Source organism: Streptomyces sp. NPDC054932 (genome assembly GCF_053610205.1).
This window is the reverse complement of sequence record NZ_JBSGXU010000059.1, coordinates 1-16,482: the sequence shown is the minus strand read 5'-3', so window position 1 is coordinate 16,482 and position 16,482 is coordinate 1. Positions and strand designations below refer to the sequence as shown.

Below are 16,482 nucleotides of genomic sequence, written 5' to 3'. Positions count from 1 at the left end.
CCGTATGGGGACCTGGATCGCGCCGAGCGTCATCGAGAGAGAGCTGTACGAGGCCAAGGCCGCCGGCGACTGGGCCGCGTACTTCGACGTACTGGCCCGTACGCCGCTGTACGTGGCGCAGCCCCGCGCGCGCTCCGACGAGCACCCCGGCTCGGTGTTCTTCCACGCCACCCCGGACCGGATGCTCGTCGTCCACACCGCCGGCATGCTGCCCGCCCCCACCCCCGAGACGGTCTTCGAATCCCGCAGCCTGCGCTGGTTCGCCGAGGTCTGGGCCGCCGACGACCCTGCCTTCCTCGCCGTCAACCCGGGCTCCCCCGCCGAGGCCTACCTCACCACCACCCCCGCCGACCTGGCCCGCTGGCGCGCCCACGCGGAGGCCTCCCCGCACTACGGCCTGCCCGAGGGCAAGGTCCACGCCCTCTTCACCGGCGGCCCGCTGCACGGGCCCGTCGCCCACGGCCTCGCCGTCGGCAGCCATCTCGCCGTGACCAACGGCGAGTTCTGGAACTCCCTCGCCTACCACGGCAGCGGCTACCAGTACGAGCGCCGCCGCGTCGCGAAGAGCTGGAGCATCACCGAACGCTCCGACTGGCTCTCCACCCTGCACACGCTGCTCGACTCCGGGATGGTCAGCCCCGTCTGGGAGTTCGCGCTCCGCGTCCGCCGCGCCCTCGCCTCCGACTTCGCCGGGCCGGTGGACGTCGAGCACTGGCGGCACGTCGCCGAGGCCAGCCTGCGCCGCAACGCCGAACGCGCCGCCGAGCCCCAGCTCACCCCCGACGGGGTCACCGTCGCCCAGCCGCGCCCCGCCGCGGAGGTGGAGGGGGAGATAGCCGGTGTCAGGCGCCTCATCGGCCGGATCGCCCGCTACGAGCAGCGCTTCCGGGCCGACGGACTGCTCCCCGCGGACGGCTGGGTCCGCTCGGTGGAGGGCTGGGACATCGGCCGGGCCTCGCAGATGGCCCGCTGGGGCGTCGGCTGCCGCTACGGAACCGTCGCCGAGGCCGAAGAGGCCGTACTGCGCGCCGGGGAGGCCGCCCGCGACACCTACCGCTCGTGGGAGGAGTTCTCCGCCGGGTACGTCCTCGGCCGGTGCCTGCACTTCGACGAGGAGGAGTTCGGCACCTGGTACACGACCGCTCTCGCCGCCCACCTCGCCCTGACGACCGACCCGGCGAGCCCCTGGCGCAACATCCCCTGGAACCTCGGGTAGTCGGCAGGCCCGGCCGAAAACCCGCGACGGCCGTCCGGCGCCCCGGTTAGCCTCGCCGCCATGACTGCTGAGCTGAACGAGACCGTGCGGGGGCTGCTCGACGCGCCGCACCCCGCCGTCCTGTCGACCATCAACCCCGACGGAAGCCCGCAGAGTTCGGTGATCTGGGTGACCCGGGACGGCGGCGACCTGCTGATCTCCACCGAGCAGGGCCGCCGCAAGGAGCGCAACATCGTCCGGGACGGCCGGGTCGGCCTCACCGTCTTCGACCTGGCCGATCCCTTCCTCTACGCCGAGATCCGCGGCACCGCCACCGTCACCGAGGACATCGGCCGGGCGGTGGCCGTGCGGATCGCCGAGGAGTACATGGGCCCGGGCGCCGGCAAGGAGTACCAGGAGGCCCCGGCCGAGGAGGTCCGCGTGGTCGTCCGCATCACCCCGACCAAGGTCCTCGGCAACGCCGCCCGGTAGGCCCGGCAGCAGGAAGCCCCGGCCCCCGCGGTGTGCGGGGACCGGGGCCGTGCGGCTGTGCGCCTCCGGGACTGCTGCGGCCTAGCCCTGGGTGAAGTACCCGAGCAGGTCGGCGATCACATGGGTGGGACCGCCCCACGGGCCGTTGTAGACGCTGATCCTGCCGTCACCGACCGGGGTCGTCACGTGGTTCGGAACGGTCAGGCCCGGAAGCGTGTTCAGGCTGCTCGCGTCCGGACGCGCCGACCCGAAGCCGTACGCGGTCAGGTAGCCCGCACCGGCGCTCTCCGTCGCCGTCAGGTTCAGCACCGCGCCCACCGCGCCCGCCGGCACACCGGCCGCGGTCGTGGTGGCGCCCGCGGCGAGCTTGCCCGTCACGCGGGTGTCGGCGAGACGCTTCGGCACGACCGGCGTGTAGAGCGCCTTGCCGTCCTTGCCGTAGTAGCCCACCGCGTCCACGATCAGCTGCACGGAACCGGTGTGGTTGTACAGGGTGATCGTCCCGTTCGGGCCGATCGGCACGATCGCCTGGTTCGACTTGGCCTTGCCCGGCTCCGGGTTCAGGTTCGAGACCTCCGGCCGCTTCGCCGGGTCCGGATAGGCGGCGACGAACGAGTTCGACGTGGCGTCGGTGCTCGTCAGGTTCACCGCGACGGCCCGGGCGTCCGCGGGGATCCCGCCGACCCCCGCGACCTTGACCGTACGCGTCGTGCCACCGGCCACCGCGCCGCCCGCGGTACGGGTGTCCGCGAGGCGGGTCGGGGCGACGGGGCTGAACTTCTGCCCGCTGTTCGGCTGGTAGTAGCCGACGAAGTCCACGATCAGGTCGGCACGGCCGGCGTTGAGGTGGAACCAGGCATTTCCGTGCTCGTCGACGGGGACGGTCACCGTGTTGGACACGGTGGCGCCCGCCCGGACGTTGAGGTTCGAGGTCGTCGGCCGGTCGTCGCGGGCCCCCGACACGTTGAGGAAGGCGTCCTGGGTGACACCCGTGAGGGTCACGTTGATGACCGCCGCGGCCATACCGCCCGAGCCGAGGTTCCCCCGGTTGTTCGTGTCGATGGGCATGCGGACGGGCCGGGACTCGCCGCCCACCAGGCTGACGCCCATGTCACGGCTGTCCTGCAGACGGAAGGGAGTGGTGGCCACGTAGCCGGACCGGGCGTAGTCCACGTGCACGGTCCGGGTCGCCGTGGACGTGGCGCCCTTGACGTCGACGAGCTTGACGGTCACCTGGTAGTCGCCCGGCCGGGCATAGGTGTGCTTGAGGGCGGCCAGACCCGGGAGGCTCTCGCGGAAGCCCTCTCCGAAGTCCACCTCGGTGCGCTCCACCGGCCACGGCGCCGCCGAGGGCGCGGCCTCGATGTAGTAGGTGAGCGGCGGGGTGTGCCCCGTCGTGTCGTCCGCATCCGGCAGGACCGCCCTGTCGGTGAAGGCTGCCGTCAGCGGGCCCTGCGCCGTCACCTTCGTCGGCTTTTCGGCCGAGACCTTCTGGCCGGCGCCGTTGACGGCCGTCACCTTGACCGTGTAGTCGCCCGGCTTGCTGTAGACGTGCGAGGCGACGCCCAGGTCCCCGGTGGCCGGCCGGGTGACGACCGGGGCCGTCCCGTCACCGAAGTCGACGTGGTAGCTGATGGCGGTGGGCCACCGGCTGTCGGAGCGGGCCTCCACCTCCACCTTCGTCCCGACCGGCGCCCAGGTCTGGTCCACGGTCATCTGGACACGGCTCAGTTCGTCGCCGGTCTCTTCGGCGCCGCGGTCGAGGTAGCCGCCGTTCTTCCCGGTGTTGGGCACCCGCGGATCGTCCGCGATCGGCTCTCCGTTGAAGTCGCTGGGCAGCACGCCCGGCGCCGTCGGGTCGGCGGAGTCGATCGTCGGGGAGCCGTCCACCGCGCCGACGCCGTCCCGCTTCGGGGTCAGGATGTCGTGCCCGCCCTGACCGGTCGCGCCGTGGAACGCCGCCGGGTCCGGATACGTGGTGCCGGCCCAGTTGTACGGCACCTGCACGGGCGCGGTGGGAACGCCGGTGGCCAGGTTGTAGTCGGCGACGGTGCCTGCCGTCGCGCTCTGCGCGACGAGGAGGGCGTTGCGCGCTTCGTCGGACTTGCAGAAGCTGCTGCGGACCTCGGTGTAGATCACGTTGTTGAACAGCGCGGAGCCCGTCGAGGCACCACCGAGCGAAAGGGCCGCGGCGCAGTAGCCGTGGAGCGAATTGTTGGTGACGGCGGTACCGGGTGCGTCGACCACGGTGACCGCCGGCCGTTCCCGTCCCGTGATGCGGTTGCGCCCGAGTACGGTGCCCTGCGAGCCGCCCTCGATCCGCACTCCGGACAGGGCGCTGCGGGTGATGCGCACGTCCTTGCTCGCCGCGCCGACCACGACGGATTCGAGCGCCCCCCGCGAGAACCGGCCCCGGTCCAGCTCGACATCGGTGGAACCGCTGATCTGAACGCCGCCACCGGTCCGCAGGCCGCGGAGCACCACGTGGGAGGCGCCCCGGACGGTCAATGACTTCCCGAGATCGACCTGATCGCCGTCGTACTGCCCGTCGACGACGAAGCTGATCGGCTTGCCCGGCGCTCCCGAGCGGTCGATGGTGACGGCCTCGTCGTAGGTCCAGCCCGCCTTGATCCGGACGGTCTGGCCCGGGAGCACGGCCTTGGCCGCCGCCGAGATCGTGCAGTACGGGGCGGCCTGCGTACCGGCTCCGGTGTCGGAGCAGTTGGAGCCGGCCTGGTTGTTGACGTAGAGGTTGGTCGGCATCTCGGCGGCCGTGGCGGCCGGAACACCGAGAAACGTGACGAGACCTGCGGTCAGCAGGACCGTCGTGCGAGTGGGACGCACCAGTGGGGTTCCTTCATGGAGAGACAACGTGGCGTCACGAAGGATGTTGCGGCGCCGCACGACTGCAGATGCGCTGTTCCCCCAGCGGCAGTCGGGCGCACGCAGCCCCCCGCGTACGGGGCACAGTATCCCGGGTCCGAAACCCGATGTCACGCGCCCTTTTTCCGGACTACGGGAGCAGCCGCCGGACAGCCGCCCAGGCGTCGGCCGCCTCCGCCAGCGGGTCTCCGTCCGCGAGGTGCGGACGGACGAGGAGCAGCCACGGGATCAGGCCCTTGATGCGCCGCAGGTGCCGGATGCGGTGGTACGGGAGGTCCCGCCAGACGCGGCCCTGGGCCGCGGCCTGTTGCGGCGTCAGGTCCATCAGCGCCAGCAGGTCCCGGCACAAGGCGGCCGGGTCGCCGCCCCGGACCGGACCGAACTGCTGGATCAAGTACACCTGTACGGAGGCGAGTTCGGGCGCCCGGATCAGATCGGGCACGCCCTCGGCCCGCGCGCAACGGAGGGCGGCCGCCAGCGCGATCCGGCCCCAGCGCAGCCGGATCCCGTCCGGCAGCCGCTCGTCGCGCATCCGCACCCCGGCCAGGACGCGCAGGGTCCACGGGTGCGGTTCGTCCAGCAGCGGCGGGCCGGTGGCCAGCCATGCCTCCAGGTCCTCCAGCGAATGCCCGTCGGGCGGCACCGAGGTCAGCACCTGTCCCCGGGTGAGCAGCGCGACCATGGCGCCGGCCAGGTGCACCGTCGCGATGTGCCCGGCGTCGAAGGAACCGACGGCACGCCCGTGGCGCTCGATGCCGCGCAGGCCGATCCTCGATTCCCCGACCGCGTAGACCTGTCCGGCCCGCGCCACCCCGCCGACGCAGCGGACCACGCACACGCCGCCCGTGACGTCGGCCTCCTCGACGGAGTACACCTGCAATTCGGCGATGGACACCCGCGCCCCCTTCCCCGGGCGGAGGTTACCTCCCGCGGACGGGGGCGCTCACACGGAGCCCTGGAGGTACACACGGGTGCGGGTGACGGCCGAGGCGGCGGCGGAGAAGGTGAGGCTGCGGTTCTCGCTGGTCACCGAGACCTGCAACCGGTCGGTCCCTGTCGCGCCCCCGCTTCCGCTCCCGGTGACGCGTACCGTGCGGTCGCGGCGGTCCGGGTGTTCGGCGGCGATGCCTGTCATCCGCAGCTCGTCGACACCCGTGAACACGATGAAGAAGCGCAGGGTGTTGTACGCGCCGCGCTTCCACTCCGGCTCGGGGCGGTCGGGCAGCTGCGGGGTCTCGAAGCCGAGGGTGACGGAGGTGTCCCGCTCGTCCACGTGGACGTAGTACAGCGGGCAGGAGGACAGCTCCGGCGCGGTGTCGTAGAGCGCGGCCAGTTCGGGCCACAGGGCGAGGCTCATCTCAGGCCCTCTCGTAGAAGGCGTTGACGTGGGTCGGGGGCAGCGTCGGGTACAGCCTGCTCTCGGGCGCCCTGTCGAACCGGCGCGGCCCGCCGTCCCCGCCGTCCGCGTCCGGTGCGAAGACGCCGACCTTGCCCAGTGACAGCGACGCGTTCGCCGTGAACGACACCTCGGTGCCGGGCGCCGTGACGTGGACGGCCATCCGGTGGCGGGGCAGGTCGGTGAGCGCGATGTCCGCCGTCACCGGCGGCCGCCAGCCCTCCATCACGAACTCCTCGACGTGCAGGAAACCGATCTGGCACTGCAGCGTGTCCCCGGGCCCGGCGTGCCCGCGGTCGGGGGGCCTCGGCAGGTCCAGCCGCAGGATGACGCACGAGCCCCAGCCGTCCGCGTGCACCGACCGCAGCCGGACGCCCGTCAGCCCGGGCACCTCCCCGTAGTACGCCGTGAGGACCGGCGGCCCGGGGACGCGGTCGGCCCAGTTCACCGGGACGGGGCTTCGAGGACGAGGCGGATCTCGGTGACCTCGTAGCCGGCGCGGTCGAAGGCGGCGGCCATCGGCACGTTGACGGTGTCCGTGGTCGCGGTGATCCGCTCGGCGCCCTGGGCGGCGTGGAAACGGGTGATCTCGCCCAGGATCTCGTCGATCAGGCCCTGGCCGCGCTGCTCCGGTACGACGCCCAGGTAGCCGACGTTGCGGTGGTACGGGGTCGCCGAGGGGACGGCCAGGCCCGCGAGGCGGCCGTCCGGGAGGTGTGCCAGGCGCCACCAGGAGCGCTCGCCCGGGCAGTCGAGGTAGAAGTCGAAGTCCTCGCGGGCCAGCTGGGCGGCGTCCATCACCTGCAGTTCGTGCTGCGTGGTCAGGTCGAGGCTGTCGTGGGAGAGCCGGACGAAGGCGTCCAGGATCTCCTCGTCGGTGCCCTCACGGAAGACGAGCCGGCCGGAGGGCTCGGCGGTCCCGGCGGCCGGGGTCCACTCGTAGCGCAGCCGCTCGATCTCGCGCGTCAGGCCGGCCCGGTGCGCCGCCTCCTGGCGCCAGGCGACCGCCGCGGCGAGCTCCGGGTCGGCGCGCCAGCCGCGGGGCAGGGAGATGTTGTAGCCCGGCCGCTTGCCGAAGGCGGCGTGACCGGCGTCCAGCAGCCCGGCGGCCACCCCGGCCGGGTCGGCCACGTCCGCCCCCACCTGGAGGCAGTCGAGGGCGACGGGCCGCTCGCTGTCGGCCCGGCCCCACCACAGGGCGCGGGCCAGGATCCGCCCGTCCCCGTCCTCGGCGAGCCAGATCCACTCGGGGCGCATCCGGTTCCCGGCGAGCTCCTCCCGGATCCGCTCGGCGGTCAGGGCGGGGACGGGGCCGTCGGCCGGGTGGCCGACGGCGCGGTCCACGTCTGCGGGATCTGCGGTGACAGTGCGGAAGATCATCCGCCGATGATCACACGGGGCCGGCGCGCCGACCAGGTGTTTGCGTTGCGCCGGTACGGCGGCCCGCAGACCGATGGCCGGCCTCCGCGGGGGAGACCGGCCGTCGGACGGGGCGTCGCAGGTGTCCGCTACGACCAGGTGACCAGGCGGCGGGGGTGCTCCAGGACCGCCGCGATGTCGGCCAGGAAGCGGGAGCCCAGCTCACCGTCGATGAGACGGTGGTCGAACGACAGCGCCAGGGTGGTGACCTGCCGCGGCTTGACCTTGCCCTTGTGGACCCACGGCTGGAGCTTGATCGCACCGACCGCGAGGATCGCGGACTCGCCCGGGTTCAGGATGGGCGTACCGGTGTCGACGCCGAAGACGCCGACGTTGGTGATGGTGATCGTGCCGTTCTGCATGTCCGCCGGGGAGGTCTTGCCGTCGCGGGCCGTGGCGACCAGCGAGGACAGGGACTCCGACAGCTCGCCCAGGGTCTTGGCGTGCGCGTCCTTGATGTTCGGGACGATCAGCCCGCGGGGGGTGGCCGCCGCGATGCCCAGGTTGACGTAGTGCTTGAGCACGATCTCCTGGGCCGCCTCGTCCCAGGACGCGTTGACGTCCGGGTTGCGGCGGATGGCCACCAGAACGGCCTTCGCGATGAGCAGCAGCGGGTTGATCCGCAGGCCCGCGAGGTCCGGGTCCGCCTTGAGCTCCTGGACCAGCTTCATCGTGCGCGTCACGTCGAAGGTGATGAACTCGGTGACGTGCGGCGCGGTGAAGGCCGAGCCGACCATGGCCTGGGCGGTGACCTTGCGGACGCCCTTGACCGGGATACGGGTCTCCCGCGCCGAGGCGTCGGCCGCGGGGGCCGCGGCCACTGCGGCGGGTGCCGCCGGAGCCGGGGCTGCGGCGGGGGCCGCCGCGGGCGCCGCGGCCTGCGGGGTGATCGCCGCGGCGGCCGCCGCGTGGACGTCCTCCCGGGTCACGACCCCGCCCTCGCCGGTGGGCACCACCGAGGCCAGGTCGATGCCGAGGTCCTTGGCGAGCTTGCGCACCGGCGGCTTGGCCAGCGGCCGCTCGCCGCCCGGCTGCGCCGGGACGGCGGGGAGCGGCGCCGGGGCGGCCGGGGCCGCGGGCACGGCCACCGGAGCCGCCGTGCCGTTCTGCGCGGCCACGGCGGGCGCCGGGGCGGCCTTGCGCGGGCGGCGCTTGGTGGAGGACTCGGAGACCCCGTAGCCGACCAGGACGGGCTGGCGGGCGGCCGGGGCCGGCTCGGCGGCGGCGGCCGGAGCCGCTTCCACCGCGGCGGCGGCCGGGGCCGGGGCCTCGGCCTCACCGGTCTGCACCGAGATGATGACCTGGCCGACGTCGACCGTGGTGCCCTCCTCGAAGAGGAGCGCGTGCACGACACCGTCGAACGGGATCGGCAGTTCCACGGCGGCCTTGGCCGTCTCGACCTCGCAGACGACCTGCCCGTCGGTGACGGTGTCACCCGGCTGGACGTACCACTTGAGGATCTCGGCCTCGGTGAGGCCCTCGCCCACATCGGGCATCTTGAATTCGCGGATGGTCATGACGCGGGTCTCCTAGTACGCCAGCGAGCGGTCGACGGCGTCGAGCACCCTGTCCAGGCCGGGCAGGTACTCGTCCTCCAGGCGGGCCGGCGGGTACGGGGCGTGGAATCCGCCCACGCGCAGGACCGGCGCCTCCAGGTGGTAGAAGCACCGCTCCGTGATGCGGGCGGCGACCTCCGAGCCCACACCGAGGAACACCGGGGCCTCGTGGACGACCACGAGCCGGCGGGTCTTCTCGACCGACGCCTGGATCCCGTCGAAGTCGACCGGGGACATCGAGCGCATGTCGAGGACCTCGACCGACTTGCCCTCCTCGGCGGCCGCGGCCGCCGCCTCCAGGCAGACCTTCACCATCGGGCCGTAGGCGGCCAGGGTGACGTCCGAGCCCTCGCGGGTGACGCGCGCCTTGTGCAGCTCACCGGGGATGGCGTCGACGTCGACCTCGCCCTTGTCCCAGTAGCGGCGCTTCGGCTCGAAGAAGATCACCGGGTCGTCGCTGAGGATCGCCTGCTGGAGCATCCAGTAGGCGTCGCTCGCGTTCGACGGGGAGACCACCTTGAGGCCGGGCACGTGCGCGAAGAGCGTCTCGGGGGACTCGCTGTGGTGCTCGACCGCGCCGATGCCGCCCGCGTACGGGATGCGCACGACGACGGGCATCTTGACCTTGCCCAGGGCGCGGGCGTGCATCTTCGCGAGCTGCGTGACGATCTGGTCGTAAGCGGGGAAGACGAAGCCGTCGAACTGGATCTCCACGACCGGCCGGTACCCGCGCAGGGCCAGGCCGATGGCGGTTCCGACGATGCCCGACTCGGCGAGCGGGGTGTCGATGACCCGCTCCTCGCCGAAGTCCTTCTGCAGGCCGTCGGTGATCCGGAAGACACCGCCCAGCTTGCCCACGTCCTCGCCCATGATCAGGACCTTCGGGTCCTGCTCCAGGGCCTTGCGCAGCGACTCGTTGAGCGCCTTAGCGATCGACATCTTCTCGACAGCCATCAGTGACCCTCCTCGAAGGACGCGAGGTAGGCGGCGAACTGGGCGCGCTCCTCGTCGACGAGCGCGTGCCCGTCCGCGTAGACGTTCTCGAAGATCGCCATGGTGTCGGGGTCGGGCATGGAGCGCACGGCCTCGCGCACCCGCTTGCCCATCGCCTCGCTCTCCGCCTCCAGCTCCGTGAAGAACGCCTCGTCGGCGCCTCCGGTGGCCAGCAGGTGGGCCTTCAGGCGCAGGATCGGGTCCTTCGCCTCCCAGGCCGCCGTCTCCTCGTCCCGACGGTACTTCGTCGGGTCGTCGGAGGTGGTGTGCGCGCCCATGCGGTACGTGAACGCCTCGACCAGGGTCGGGCCCTCGCCGCGGCGGGCCCGGTCCAGGGCCCAGCGGGTCACGGCCAGGCAGGCCAGCACGTCGTTGCCGTCGACGCGGACGCCGGGGAAGCCGAAGCCCTGAGCGCGCTGGTAGAGCGGCACGCGCATCTGGCGCTCGGTGGGCTCGGAGATCGCCCACTGGTTGTTCTGGCAGAAGAACACCACGGGGGAGTTGTAGACGGCGGAGAAGTTGAAGGCCTCCATCACGTCGCCCTGGCTGGACGCGCCGTCGCCGAAGTAGGCGATGACCGCGGAGTCCGCGCCGTCCTTGGCCACACCCATCGCGTAGCCGGTCGCGTGGAGCGTCTGCGAGCCGATGACGATCGTGTAGAGGTGGAAGTTGTTGGTGGTCGGGTCCCAGCCACCGTGGTTCACACCGCGGAACATCCCGAGCAGGTTGGTCGGGTCGACCCCGCGGCACCAGGCCACACCGTGCTCGCGGTACGTCGGGAAGACGTAGTCGTCGTCGTTCAGCGCCCGGCCGGAGCCGATCTGCGCAGCCTCCTGGCCGAGGAGCGAGGCCCACAGGCCCAGCTCTCCCTGGCGCTGCAGGGCGGTCGCCTCACCGTCGAAGCGGCGGGTCATGACCATGTCGCGGTACAGCCCGCGCAGGTCCTCGGTGGTGATGTCTGCGACGAAGGGGGCGAATTCCGCGTTGTCCGCGCTTTCTACCCGTTCCCCTTCCGGCGTCAGCAGCTGTACGAGCTGAGGTACGGCGTCCTGCGTCTGCGCGGTGGCAGCGGCGGGCTTGGCGGCGCTCGCCGCGCCTGCCGCCCGCTTGGTGCCGCTGCTGCGTCGCGGCTTGCGCGCGGCAGTGCTCTCCACGGTCACGTGTGCTCCTCCGTCGGTCCGGCACCCGGGTTCTCCGGGGTCCAGTGCGGCTCACCTGTATCCGTAACGAGCGCACGGGGTGGGTGCGCTACGCGTACGGGGATTCAGGCGTGACAGGTGCCCCGGCGAGTGCCCTGCGCAATGCACGTTACCCAGTGCGCCGCATAACTGCGAAACCCCGTTTGACCTGCGTTTTTGCTTGGATTTCCAAGTAAATCCGCAGCGGCGGGAACAACCACTGGTCACAGCCTTGCAGGGGCCGGGAACAACGGCACGTTATCCCGGGTAACTCCGGCAGGGAAGGGGTGAGTGTGTGAAACTGACTTCGTGCGCGAAGACGGAAAAATCAAGGTATTCCTCCTGGACGACCACGAAGTGGTGCGTCGGGGCGTCCACGAGCTCTTGTCGGTCGAAGAGGACATCGAGATCGTCGGCGAGGCCGGGACGGCTGCGGATGCCCTGGTCCGTATCCCCGCCACCCGCCCCGACGTGGCCGTTCTCGACGTGCGCCTGCCCGACGGCAGCGGTGTGGAGGTGTGCCGCGAGGTCCGCTCGCAGGACGAGGACATCAAGTGCCTGATGCTGACCTCGTTCGCCGACGACGAGGCGCTGTTCGACGCGATCATGGCCGGTGCCTCCGGTTACGTACTGAAGGCGATCCGTGGCAATGAGCTGCTGAACGCCGTGCGCGACGTCGCCGCCGGCAAGTCGCTGCTGGACCCGGTCGCCACGGCCCGCGTGCTGGAGCGGCTGCGTGACGGCGGCAGGAGCGGCAGGGGCGACGACCGCCTCGCCAATCTCACCGACCAGGAGCGGAAGATCCTCGACCTGATCGGCGAGGGCCTGACCAACCGCGTCATCGGCGAGCGGCTGCACCTGGCCGAGAAGACCATCAAGAACTACGTCTCCAGCCTGCTCTCCAAGCTGGGCATGGAGCGCCGCTCCCAGGCCGCGGCCTACGTGGCCCGCCTGCAGGCCGAGAAGCGCTGACCCGGCAGCGGTGACGGCGTAACGCCGGCCACTGTCCATTCCGCTTCCGCATTTCACGGACGGCGAGTTCTTCGACCCCGCCCGCATTCGGACCCGTGTTCGCGCGGATACGCGGACGGGCCCGGCGGAATTGATTCCGCCGGGCCCGTCCCGTACCCGACCGCGTCACTCCTCCGAGTTGGTTCCGCCTCCGCCACCTGGACCGCCGCCGCCCGTCTCCGTGGGCTTGGCCGTCGGCGACGTCGTGGGCTTCGCCGTCGGCGAGGTGGTGGGCTTCGTCGACTGCGAGGCGGACGGCGAGGCCGAACCCGTCGGCGTGTGCGTCGCGGTGGCCGTGGGAGTCGGGCTGAAGCTCTGCGACCGGCTGCGGGTCGGCAGGGGCGAATTGTCGTTGGTGGGAGGTGTGTTGTCCTGGGTCTGCGGAGGCTGGGAGGCGTTCGGGGCAGCGGACTTGCTCGGCTGGGCACCCGGCGTGCTCTGGGTGGTCTCCGGCTTCTTCTCGCCCTTGCCCACGGTGGTGACGGCGTAGGCCACACCGCCCGCGACCGCGATGATCGCCAGCACCGCGAACAGCCACGCCTTCCAGCGGCTGCCGTTGCCGCCGCGGTCGTCGTAACCGTCGTAGCCGTCGTACCCGCCGTTGCCGCCCGAGCCGCCGGGGAAGGCCGTGCCGTCGTCCGGGTTCAGCGGCGGCACCATCGGCTGCTGGAACTGCGAGGTCGAGGCGTGCGCCCCGTACTGCGGCTGCCCACCGCTCCCGCTCACGGGCATGGCCGTGGTGGCGGCGGCGCCGCCCCGGCCGTGCGGCAGGGACATGGTGACCGGGCCGGTGCTCCAGGTACCGGTGTTCGGACCCTGGTCGTGCAGCATCTGCAGGGCGTACTGGACCAGCCCGCGCATCTCCTCGGCGCTCTGGAACCGGTCGTCCGGGTCCTTGGCGAGGGAGCGCATGACCAGACCGTCGAGCTCCTGCGGGAGGTGGCGGCCCTCCGGGAGTTGCGAGGGCGGCACGGGCGCGTCCTGGACGTGCTGGTAGACCACCGACAGCGGGGTCTCGCCGGTGAACGGGGGACGCAGCGCGAGCAGTTCGTACAGCAGACAGCCGGTCGCGTACAGGTCGGAGCGGTGGTCGACGGCCTTGCCGAGGGCCTGTTCGGGCGACAGGTACTGCGGGGTGCCCATGACCATGCCGGTCTGGGTCATCGTCGACTGCGCACCGTGCAGGGCGCGGGCGATGCCGAAGTCCATCACCTTGACGGCGCCGGTCTCGGTGATGATGACGTTCGCGGGCTTGATGTCGCGGTGCACGATGCCGTGCTGGTGCGAGTAGGCGAGGGCTTCGAGGACGCCCGAGGTGATGATGAGCGCCTGTTCGGGGCCGGGGGCCTCGGCGCTCATCAACAGGTCGCGGATGGTGCGGCCCTCGACCAGTTCCATGACGATGTACGGGACGGTGTTCGGGCCGACCCGGTCCTCGCCCGAGTCGTACACGGCGACGACGGCGTGGTGGTTGAGTCCGGCGACGGACTGCGCCTCGCGCGTGAAGCGGGCCTTGGACACCGGGTCCTCGGCGAGGTCCGCGCGCAGCAGCTTCACGGCGACGGTGCGGCCCAGCCGGACGTCCTCGGCGGCGAAGACCTCGGCCATGCCGCCGCGGCCCAGCCGGTGCGTCATCCGGTAACGACCGTCTCCCACCAGGCCGCCTGCGCCCCAGTGCTCAGGACCGTCGGTCATCCCGGCGCCGTTTCCCTCGGGTTCGGGTGCCATCAGTCCTCGCCGTCGTATCTCTCGGCCGCCGCTCAGCGGTAGTCCTCTTCGTCGGTGCTCCGGTGAACGCTACAGCCTCGGAACCGGTGACCGTTCGGACAAGACCACCCTGTGCCCGTGTGGTCACGGAACGGGAACCTGGCTTGACGTGTGCTTGCCCTGGGGCAGACTGGGCGCCATATGCGCCCGGCCAGCGGCGTGGGGACACATCGCGAGGGGAAGCAACAGTCATGAGCCAGGACGGCACTCAGGGCCAGTACGCGGGCGGCTCTCTGGCCGGTGGCCGTTACCAGCTAAGGGACTTGCTCGGTGCGGGCGGCATGGCGTCCGTGTACCTGGCGTACGACTCGGCGCTCGACCGGCAGGTCGCCATCAAGACGCTGCACAGCGATCTCGGCCGCGAGCAGTCCTTCCGCGAGCGGTTCCGCCGCGAGGCCCAGGCTGTAGCGAAACTGTCGCACACGAACATCGTCTCGGTGTTCGACACCGGCGAGGGCGAGGTGACGTTCTCCGGCGCCGGCGGCAGCGACGGCGCGGTGATGCCGTACATCGTCATGGAGTACGTGGAGGGTCAGCCCCTCGGCTCGGTGCTGGAGGCGGACGTCCGCCAGTACGGGGCCATGCCGGCGGACAAGGCCCTGAAGGTGACGGCCGATGTGCTGGCCGCCCTGGAGACCAGCCACGAGATGGGGCTCGTCCACCGCGACATCAAGCCCGGCAACGTCATGGTGAACAAGCGTGGCGTGGTCAAGGTGATGGACTTCGGCATCGCCCGCGCCATGCAGTCGGGCGTCACCTCGATGACGCAGACCGGCATGGTCGTCGGCACCCCCCAGTACCTCTCTCCCGAGCAGGCGCTGGGGCGCGGGGTCGACGCCCGCTCCGACCTCTACTCGGTCGGCATCATGCTGTTCCAGCTGCTGACCGGCCGGATCCCGTTCGACGCCGACTCGCCGCTGGCCATCGCGTACGCCCACGTGCAGGAGGAGCCGGTCGCCCCGTCCTCCATCAACCGGTCGCTGACGCCGGCGATCGACGCGCTGGTGGCGCGGGCCCTGAAGAAGAACCCGAACGAGCGTTTCCCCACGGCCGCGGCCATGGGCGACGAAGTCGCGCGGGTGCTGGGCGCCGGGCAGGCCGGGGCGCCGGTCATCGTCCAGGGCCAGGGCCCCCTGAGCAGCGGCGCGGGCGTGGCCTCGGCCGTGTTCCCGCCGGTGGAGTCCGGCTACCAGGCGCCGCCGCAGTCGGTGCAGCAGCCGTACCAGGCTCCGCACACCCCGACGCCGGCCCCGTACGCGCCGAACACCGCGCCGCAGCAGCACGCGCAGGGCGGCTACGCCTACCCGCACACGCCCCCGCCGCAGCAGCAGTACGCGCCGCAGACCCCGCCGCCGTACACGATCTCCCCGGCGGCCACGACGGGCACCTCCGCGGCGGCCGGCGGCGGCGGCAAGCGGAACATGCCGGTGGTCGCGGGCGCGATCGCGGTGGCGCTGCTGGCCGTCGGCGGTCTGATCGCGGCGATCTCGATGGACGGCGACAAGGACAAGGGCACGACCACGACGGCGGACCCGGGGGCTTCCGCCTCCTCCTCCGCCAAGGCCGGGTTCAAGGGGCCCGACCTGACGCGCACGATCGACAAGAAGAAGTGCACGGAGCCGGTGAAGCACTACAGCGAGGCCGGGAAGTACTCGGCGCCGGACTTCAAGTACAAGAACCTGCTCTCCGTGAAGGAGTGCATCCAGGCCTCGGGCGGCAAGTACAACATCGAGTTGAAGGACGAGGCCGTGTACGGCAAGGACACGGTGCTGTTCCAGACCCCGGCCGCCAACGAGAAGGTCGACAAGGAAGGCACGGAGTACACGCTGACCGTGTCGACCGGCAACCCCGAATAGCGGCCGCGCAGGGCTCCGTACGCGGCGCGACACGACACACCGGCATCCCGGGCACCCCGATGGGGCGTCCGGGATGCCGCTTTTGCCCCATTATGTAAATCTGGGCGCATATCTCTGAAGCGCAGCGAGCAGCTCGGCGGCTCGGGACGGGAGGGGCTCCCCGTGATCCAAGGCTTCCACCCGCCTCACTGGCTGGCCTGCGCGGCCCTCGCCGCCGCCGCGTTCGTACCCACCGCGTCCGCCCACGCCGGGCCCCTCCTCGCCCCGCCCCGGCACGTCGCCGCGCCCGCCGCGCCGGACGACCCGTACGAGGAGCTGGCCGGCAGCGCCGCCGGAGTCGGGCGCGAGCGCCCCGGGCGGCCGGTCGGCGAGCCCGCCAATCCGGAGCTGGTGGTGGCCTCCCGGCCGCTGCCGGTGCGCCCGCGCACCGAGCCCACCCCACCGTCGCAGCTGCAGCCACAGCCGCCACCACCGACCGCCGCCGTCGCCGTCCCGACCCCGCCGGCGGTGGTCAGCGCGCTCGACACCGGACCGAACGACCGGGCCGCCGACCTGGCCGCGCACATACTGCCGCTCGGCACCGGATTCGCCCTGATGGGCCTGGGTCTGGGCTACCTCGGGGTGCGCCTGCGCCGCGGCATCTAGTAGTGCTTTGTTAGGTGGTGTCGTAGGGCTGCCATGGGGTGGGTTGTCGGCAGGTGGGGCAGGTGCCGGTCCAGGTGGCGATGAGGTGTTG

At 71.9% G+C, this 16,482-nt stretch carries 14 protein-coding genes; 5 read left to right on the top strand and 9 right to left on the bottom strand.

Annotation, left to right across the window (positions count from 1 at the left end; translation table 11 throughout):
• The first annotated feature begins 4 nt into the window (after positions 1 to 4).
• Together ACWGE1_RS18145 and ACWGE1_RS18140 are read left to right on the top strand one after the other, a co-directional pair.
• Positions 5 to 1,216 (top strand): DUF1266 domain-containing protein, encoded by a 1,212-nt coding sequence (locus ACWGE1_RS18145; protein WP_453421492.1) that lies wholly within the window; start codon positions 5 to 7, stop codon positions 1,214 to 1,216.
• Positions 1,217 to 1,276: 60 nt separating this feature from the next.
• On the top strand, positions 1,277 to 1,687 hold the full coding sequence (locus ACWGE1_RS18140) for a PPOX class F420-dependent oxidoreductase (protein ID WP_453421491.1): 411 nt from the start codon (positions 1,277 to 1,279) through the stop codon (positions 1,685 to 1,687).
• 81 nt (positions 1,688 to 1,768) lie between these two features.
• Here ACWGE1_RS18140 and ACWGE1_RS18135 read toward each other — a convergent pair whose 3' ends face one another.
• From ACWGE1_RS18135 to pdhA, 8 genes are all read right to left on the bottom strand, one after another.
• On the bottom strand, positions 1,769 to 4,531 hold the full coding sequence (locus tag ACWGE1_RS18135) for a PKD domain-containing protein (RefSeq protein WP_453421490.1): 2,763 nt from the start codon (positions 4,529 to 4,531) through the stop codon (positions 1,769 to 1,771).
• A gap of 169 nt (positions 4,532 to 4,700) precedes the next feature.
• Positions 4,701 to 5,465, bottom strand: coding sequence for a hypothetical protein (locus ACWGE1_RS18130; protein WP_453421489.1), 765 nt, complete (start codon positions 5,463 to 5,465; stop codon positions 4,701 to 4,703).
• Positions 5,466 to 5,513: 48 nt separating this feature from the next.
• Complete coding sequence (locus ACWGE1_RS18125; RefSeq protein ID WP_453421488.1) at positions 5,514 to 5,927, bottom strand: Imm50 family immunity protein; 414 nt, start codon at positions 5,925 to 5,927, stop codon at positions 5,514 to 5,516.
• 1 nt (position 5,928) lies between these two features.
• Complete coding sequence (locus tag ACWGE1_RS18120; protein ID WP_453421487.1) at positions 5,929 to 6,414, bottom strand: hypothetical protein; 486 nt, start codon at positions 6,412 to 6,414, stop codon at positions 5,929 to 5,931.
• On the bottom strand, positions 6,411 to 7,346 hold the full coding sequence (locus tag ACWGE1_RS18115; protein ID WP_453421486.1) for a GNAT family N-acetyltransferase: 936 nt from the start codon (positions 7,344 to 7,346) through the stop codon (positions 6,411 to 6,413). The genes ACWGE1_RS18120 and ACWGE1_RS18115 overlap by 4 nt, the downstream gene beginning before the upstream one ends.
• A 128-nt stretch (positions 7,347 to 7,474) precedes the next feature.
• Positions 7,475 to 8,902: a dihydrolipoamide acetyltransferase family protein gene (locus tag ACWGE1_RS18110; protein ID WP_453421485.1), complete on the bottom strand. Its 1,428-nt coding sequence runs from the start codon at positions 8,900 to 8,902 to the stop codon at positions 7,475 to 7,477.
• A 12-nt stretch (positions 8,903 to 8,914) separates the two neighbouring features.
• A complete protein-coding gene (locus ACWGE1_RS18105) occupies positions 8,915 to 9,895 on the bottom strand; it encodes an alpha-ketoacid dehydrogenase subunit beta (protein ID WP_453421484.1) in 981 nt (326 codons plus the stop codon).
• Positions 9,895 to 11,094 carry a pyruvate dehydrogenase (acetyl-transferring) E1 component subunit alpha gene (gene pdhA / locus ACWGE1_RS18100; protein ID WP_453421483.1) on the bottom strand — a complete coding sequence of 400 codons (1,200 nt, stop codon included), beginning with the start codon at positions 11,092 to 11,094 and terminating at the stop codon, positions 9,895 to 9,897. Before pdhA ends, ACWGE1_RS18105 begins: the two co-directional genes overlap by 1 nt.
• A gap of 327 nt (positions 11,095 to 11,421) precedes the next feature.
• On the opposite strand from pdhA, the gene ACWGE1_RS18095 reads away from it, so the two are divergent.
• Positions 11,422 to 12,084 carry a response regulator gene (locus ACWGE1_RS18095; RefSeq protein WP_453421482.1) on the top strand — a complete coding sequence of 221 codons (663 nt, stop codon included), beginning with the start codon at positions 11,422 to 11,424 and terminating at the stop codon, positions 12,082 to 12,084.
• Positions 12,085 to 12,249: 165 nt separating this feature from the next.
• On the opposite strand, the gene ACWGE1_RS18090 is transcribed toward ACWGE1_RS18095, so the two are convergent.
• Positions 12,250 to 13,851, bottom strand: a complete 1,602-nt coding sequence (locus ACWGE1_RS18090) for a protein kinase domain-containing protein (protein WP_453421481.1) — start codon at positions 13,849 to 13,851, stop codon at positions 12,250 to 12,252.
• A gap of 230 nt (positions 13,852 to 14,081) precedes the next feature.
• On the opposite strand from ACWGE1_RS18090, the gene ACWGE1_RS18085 reads away from it, so the two are divergent.
• Positions 14,082 to 15,746 carry a protein kinase domain-containing protein gene (locus tag ACWGE1_RS18085; protein WP_453421480.1) on the top strand — a complete coding sequence of 555 codons (1,665 nt, stop codon included), beginning with the start codon at positions 14,082 to 14,084 and terminating at the stop codon, positions 15,744 to 15,746.
• Between the two features lie 162 nt (positions 15,747 to 15,908).
• The gene (locus tag ACWGE1_RS18080; RefSeq protein ID WP_453421479.1) at positions 15,909 to 16,391 is read left to right on the top strand and encodes a hypothetical protein; all 483 of its coding nucleotides are present in this window, start codon (positions 15,909 to 15,911) and stop codon (positions 16,389 to 16,391) included.
• Positions 16,392 to 16,482: the final 91 nt, after the last annotated feature.

Coding starts and splice junctions, on each gene's coding strand:
- ACWGE1_RS18115 (WP_453421486.1), bottom strand. CDS start 7,346: ATGATCTTCCGCACTGTCACCGCAGATCCCGCAGACGTGGACCGCGCC.
- ACWGE1_RS18085 (WP_453421480.1), top strand. CDS start 14,082: ATGAGCCAGGACGGCACTCAGGGCCAGTACGCGGGCGGCTCTCTGGCC.
- ACWGE1_RS18145 (WP_453421492.1), top strand. CDS start 5: ATGGGGACCTGGATCGCGCCGAGCGTCATCGAGAGAGAGCTGTACGAG.
- ACWGE1_RS18125 (WP_453421488.1), bottom strand. CDS start 5,927: ATGAGCCTCGCCCTGTGGCCCGAACTGGCCGCGCTCTACGACACCGCG.
- ACWGE1_RS18140 (WP_453421491.1), top strand. CDS start 1,277: ATGACTGCTGAGCTGAACGAGACCGTGCGGGGGCTGCTCGACGCGCCG.
- ACWGE1_RS18090 (WP_453421481.1), bottom strand. CDS start 13,851: ATGGCACCCGAACCCGAGGGAAACGGCGCCGGGATGACCGACGGTCCT.
- ACWGE1_RS18110 (WP_453421485.1), bottom strand. CDS start 8,902: ATGACCATCCGCGAATTCAAGATGCCCGATGTGGGCGAGGGCCTCACC.
- ACWGE1_RS18105 (WP_453421484.1), bottom strand. CDS start 9,895: ATGGCTGTCGAGAAGATGTCGATCGCTAAGGCGCTCAACGAGTCGCTG.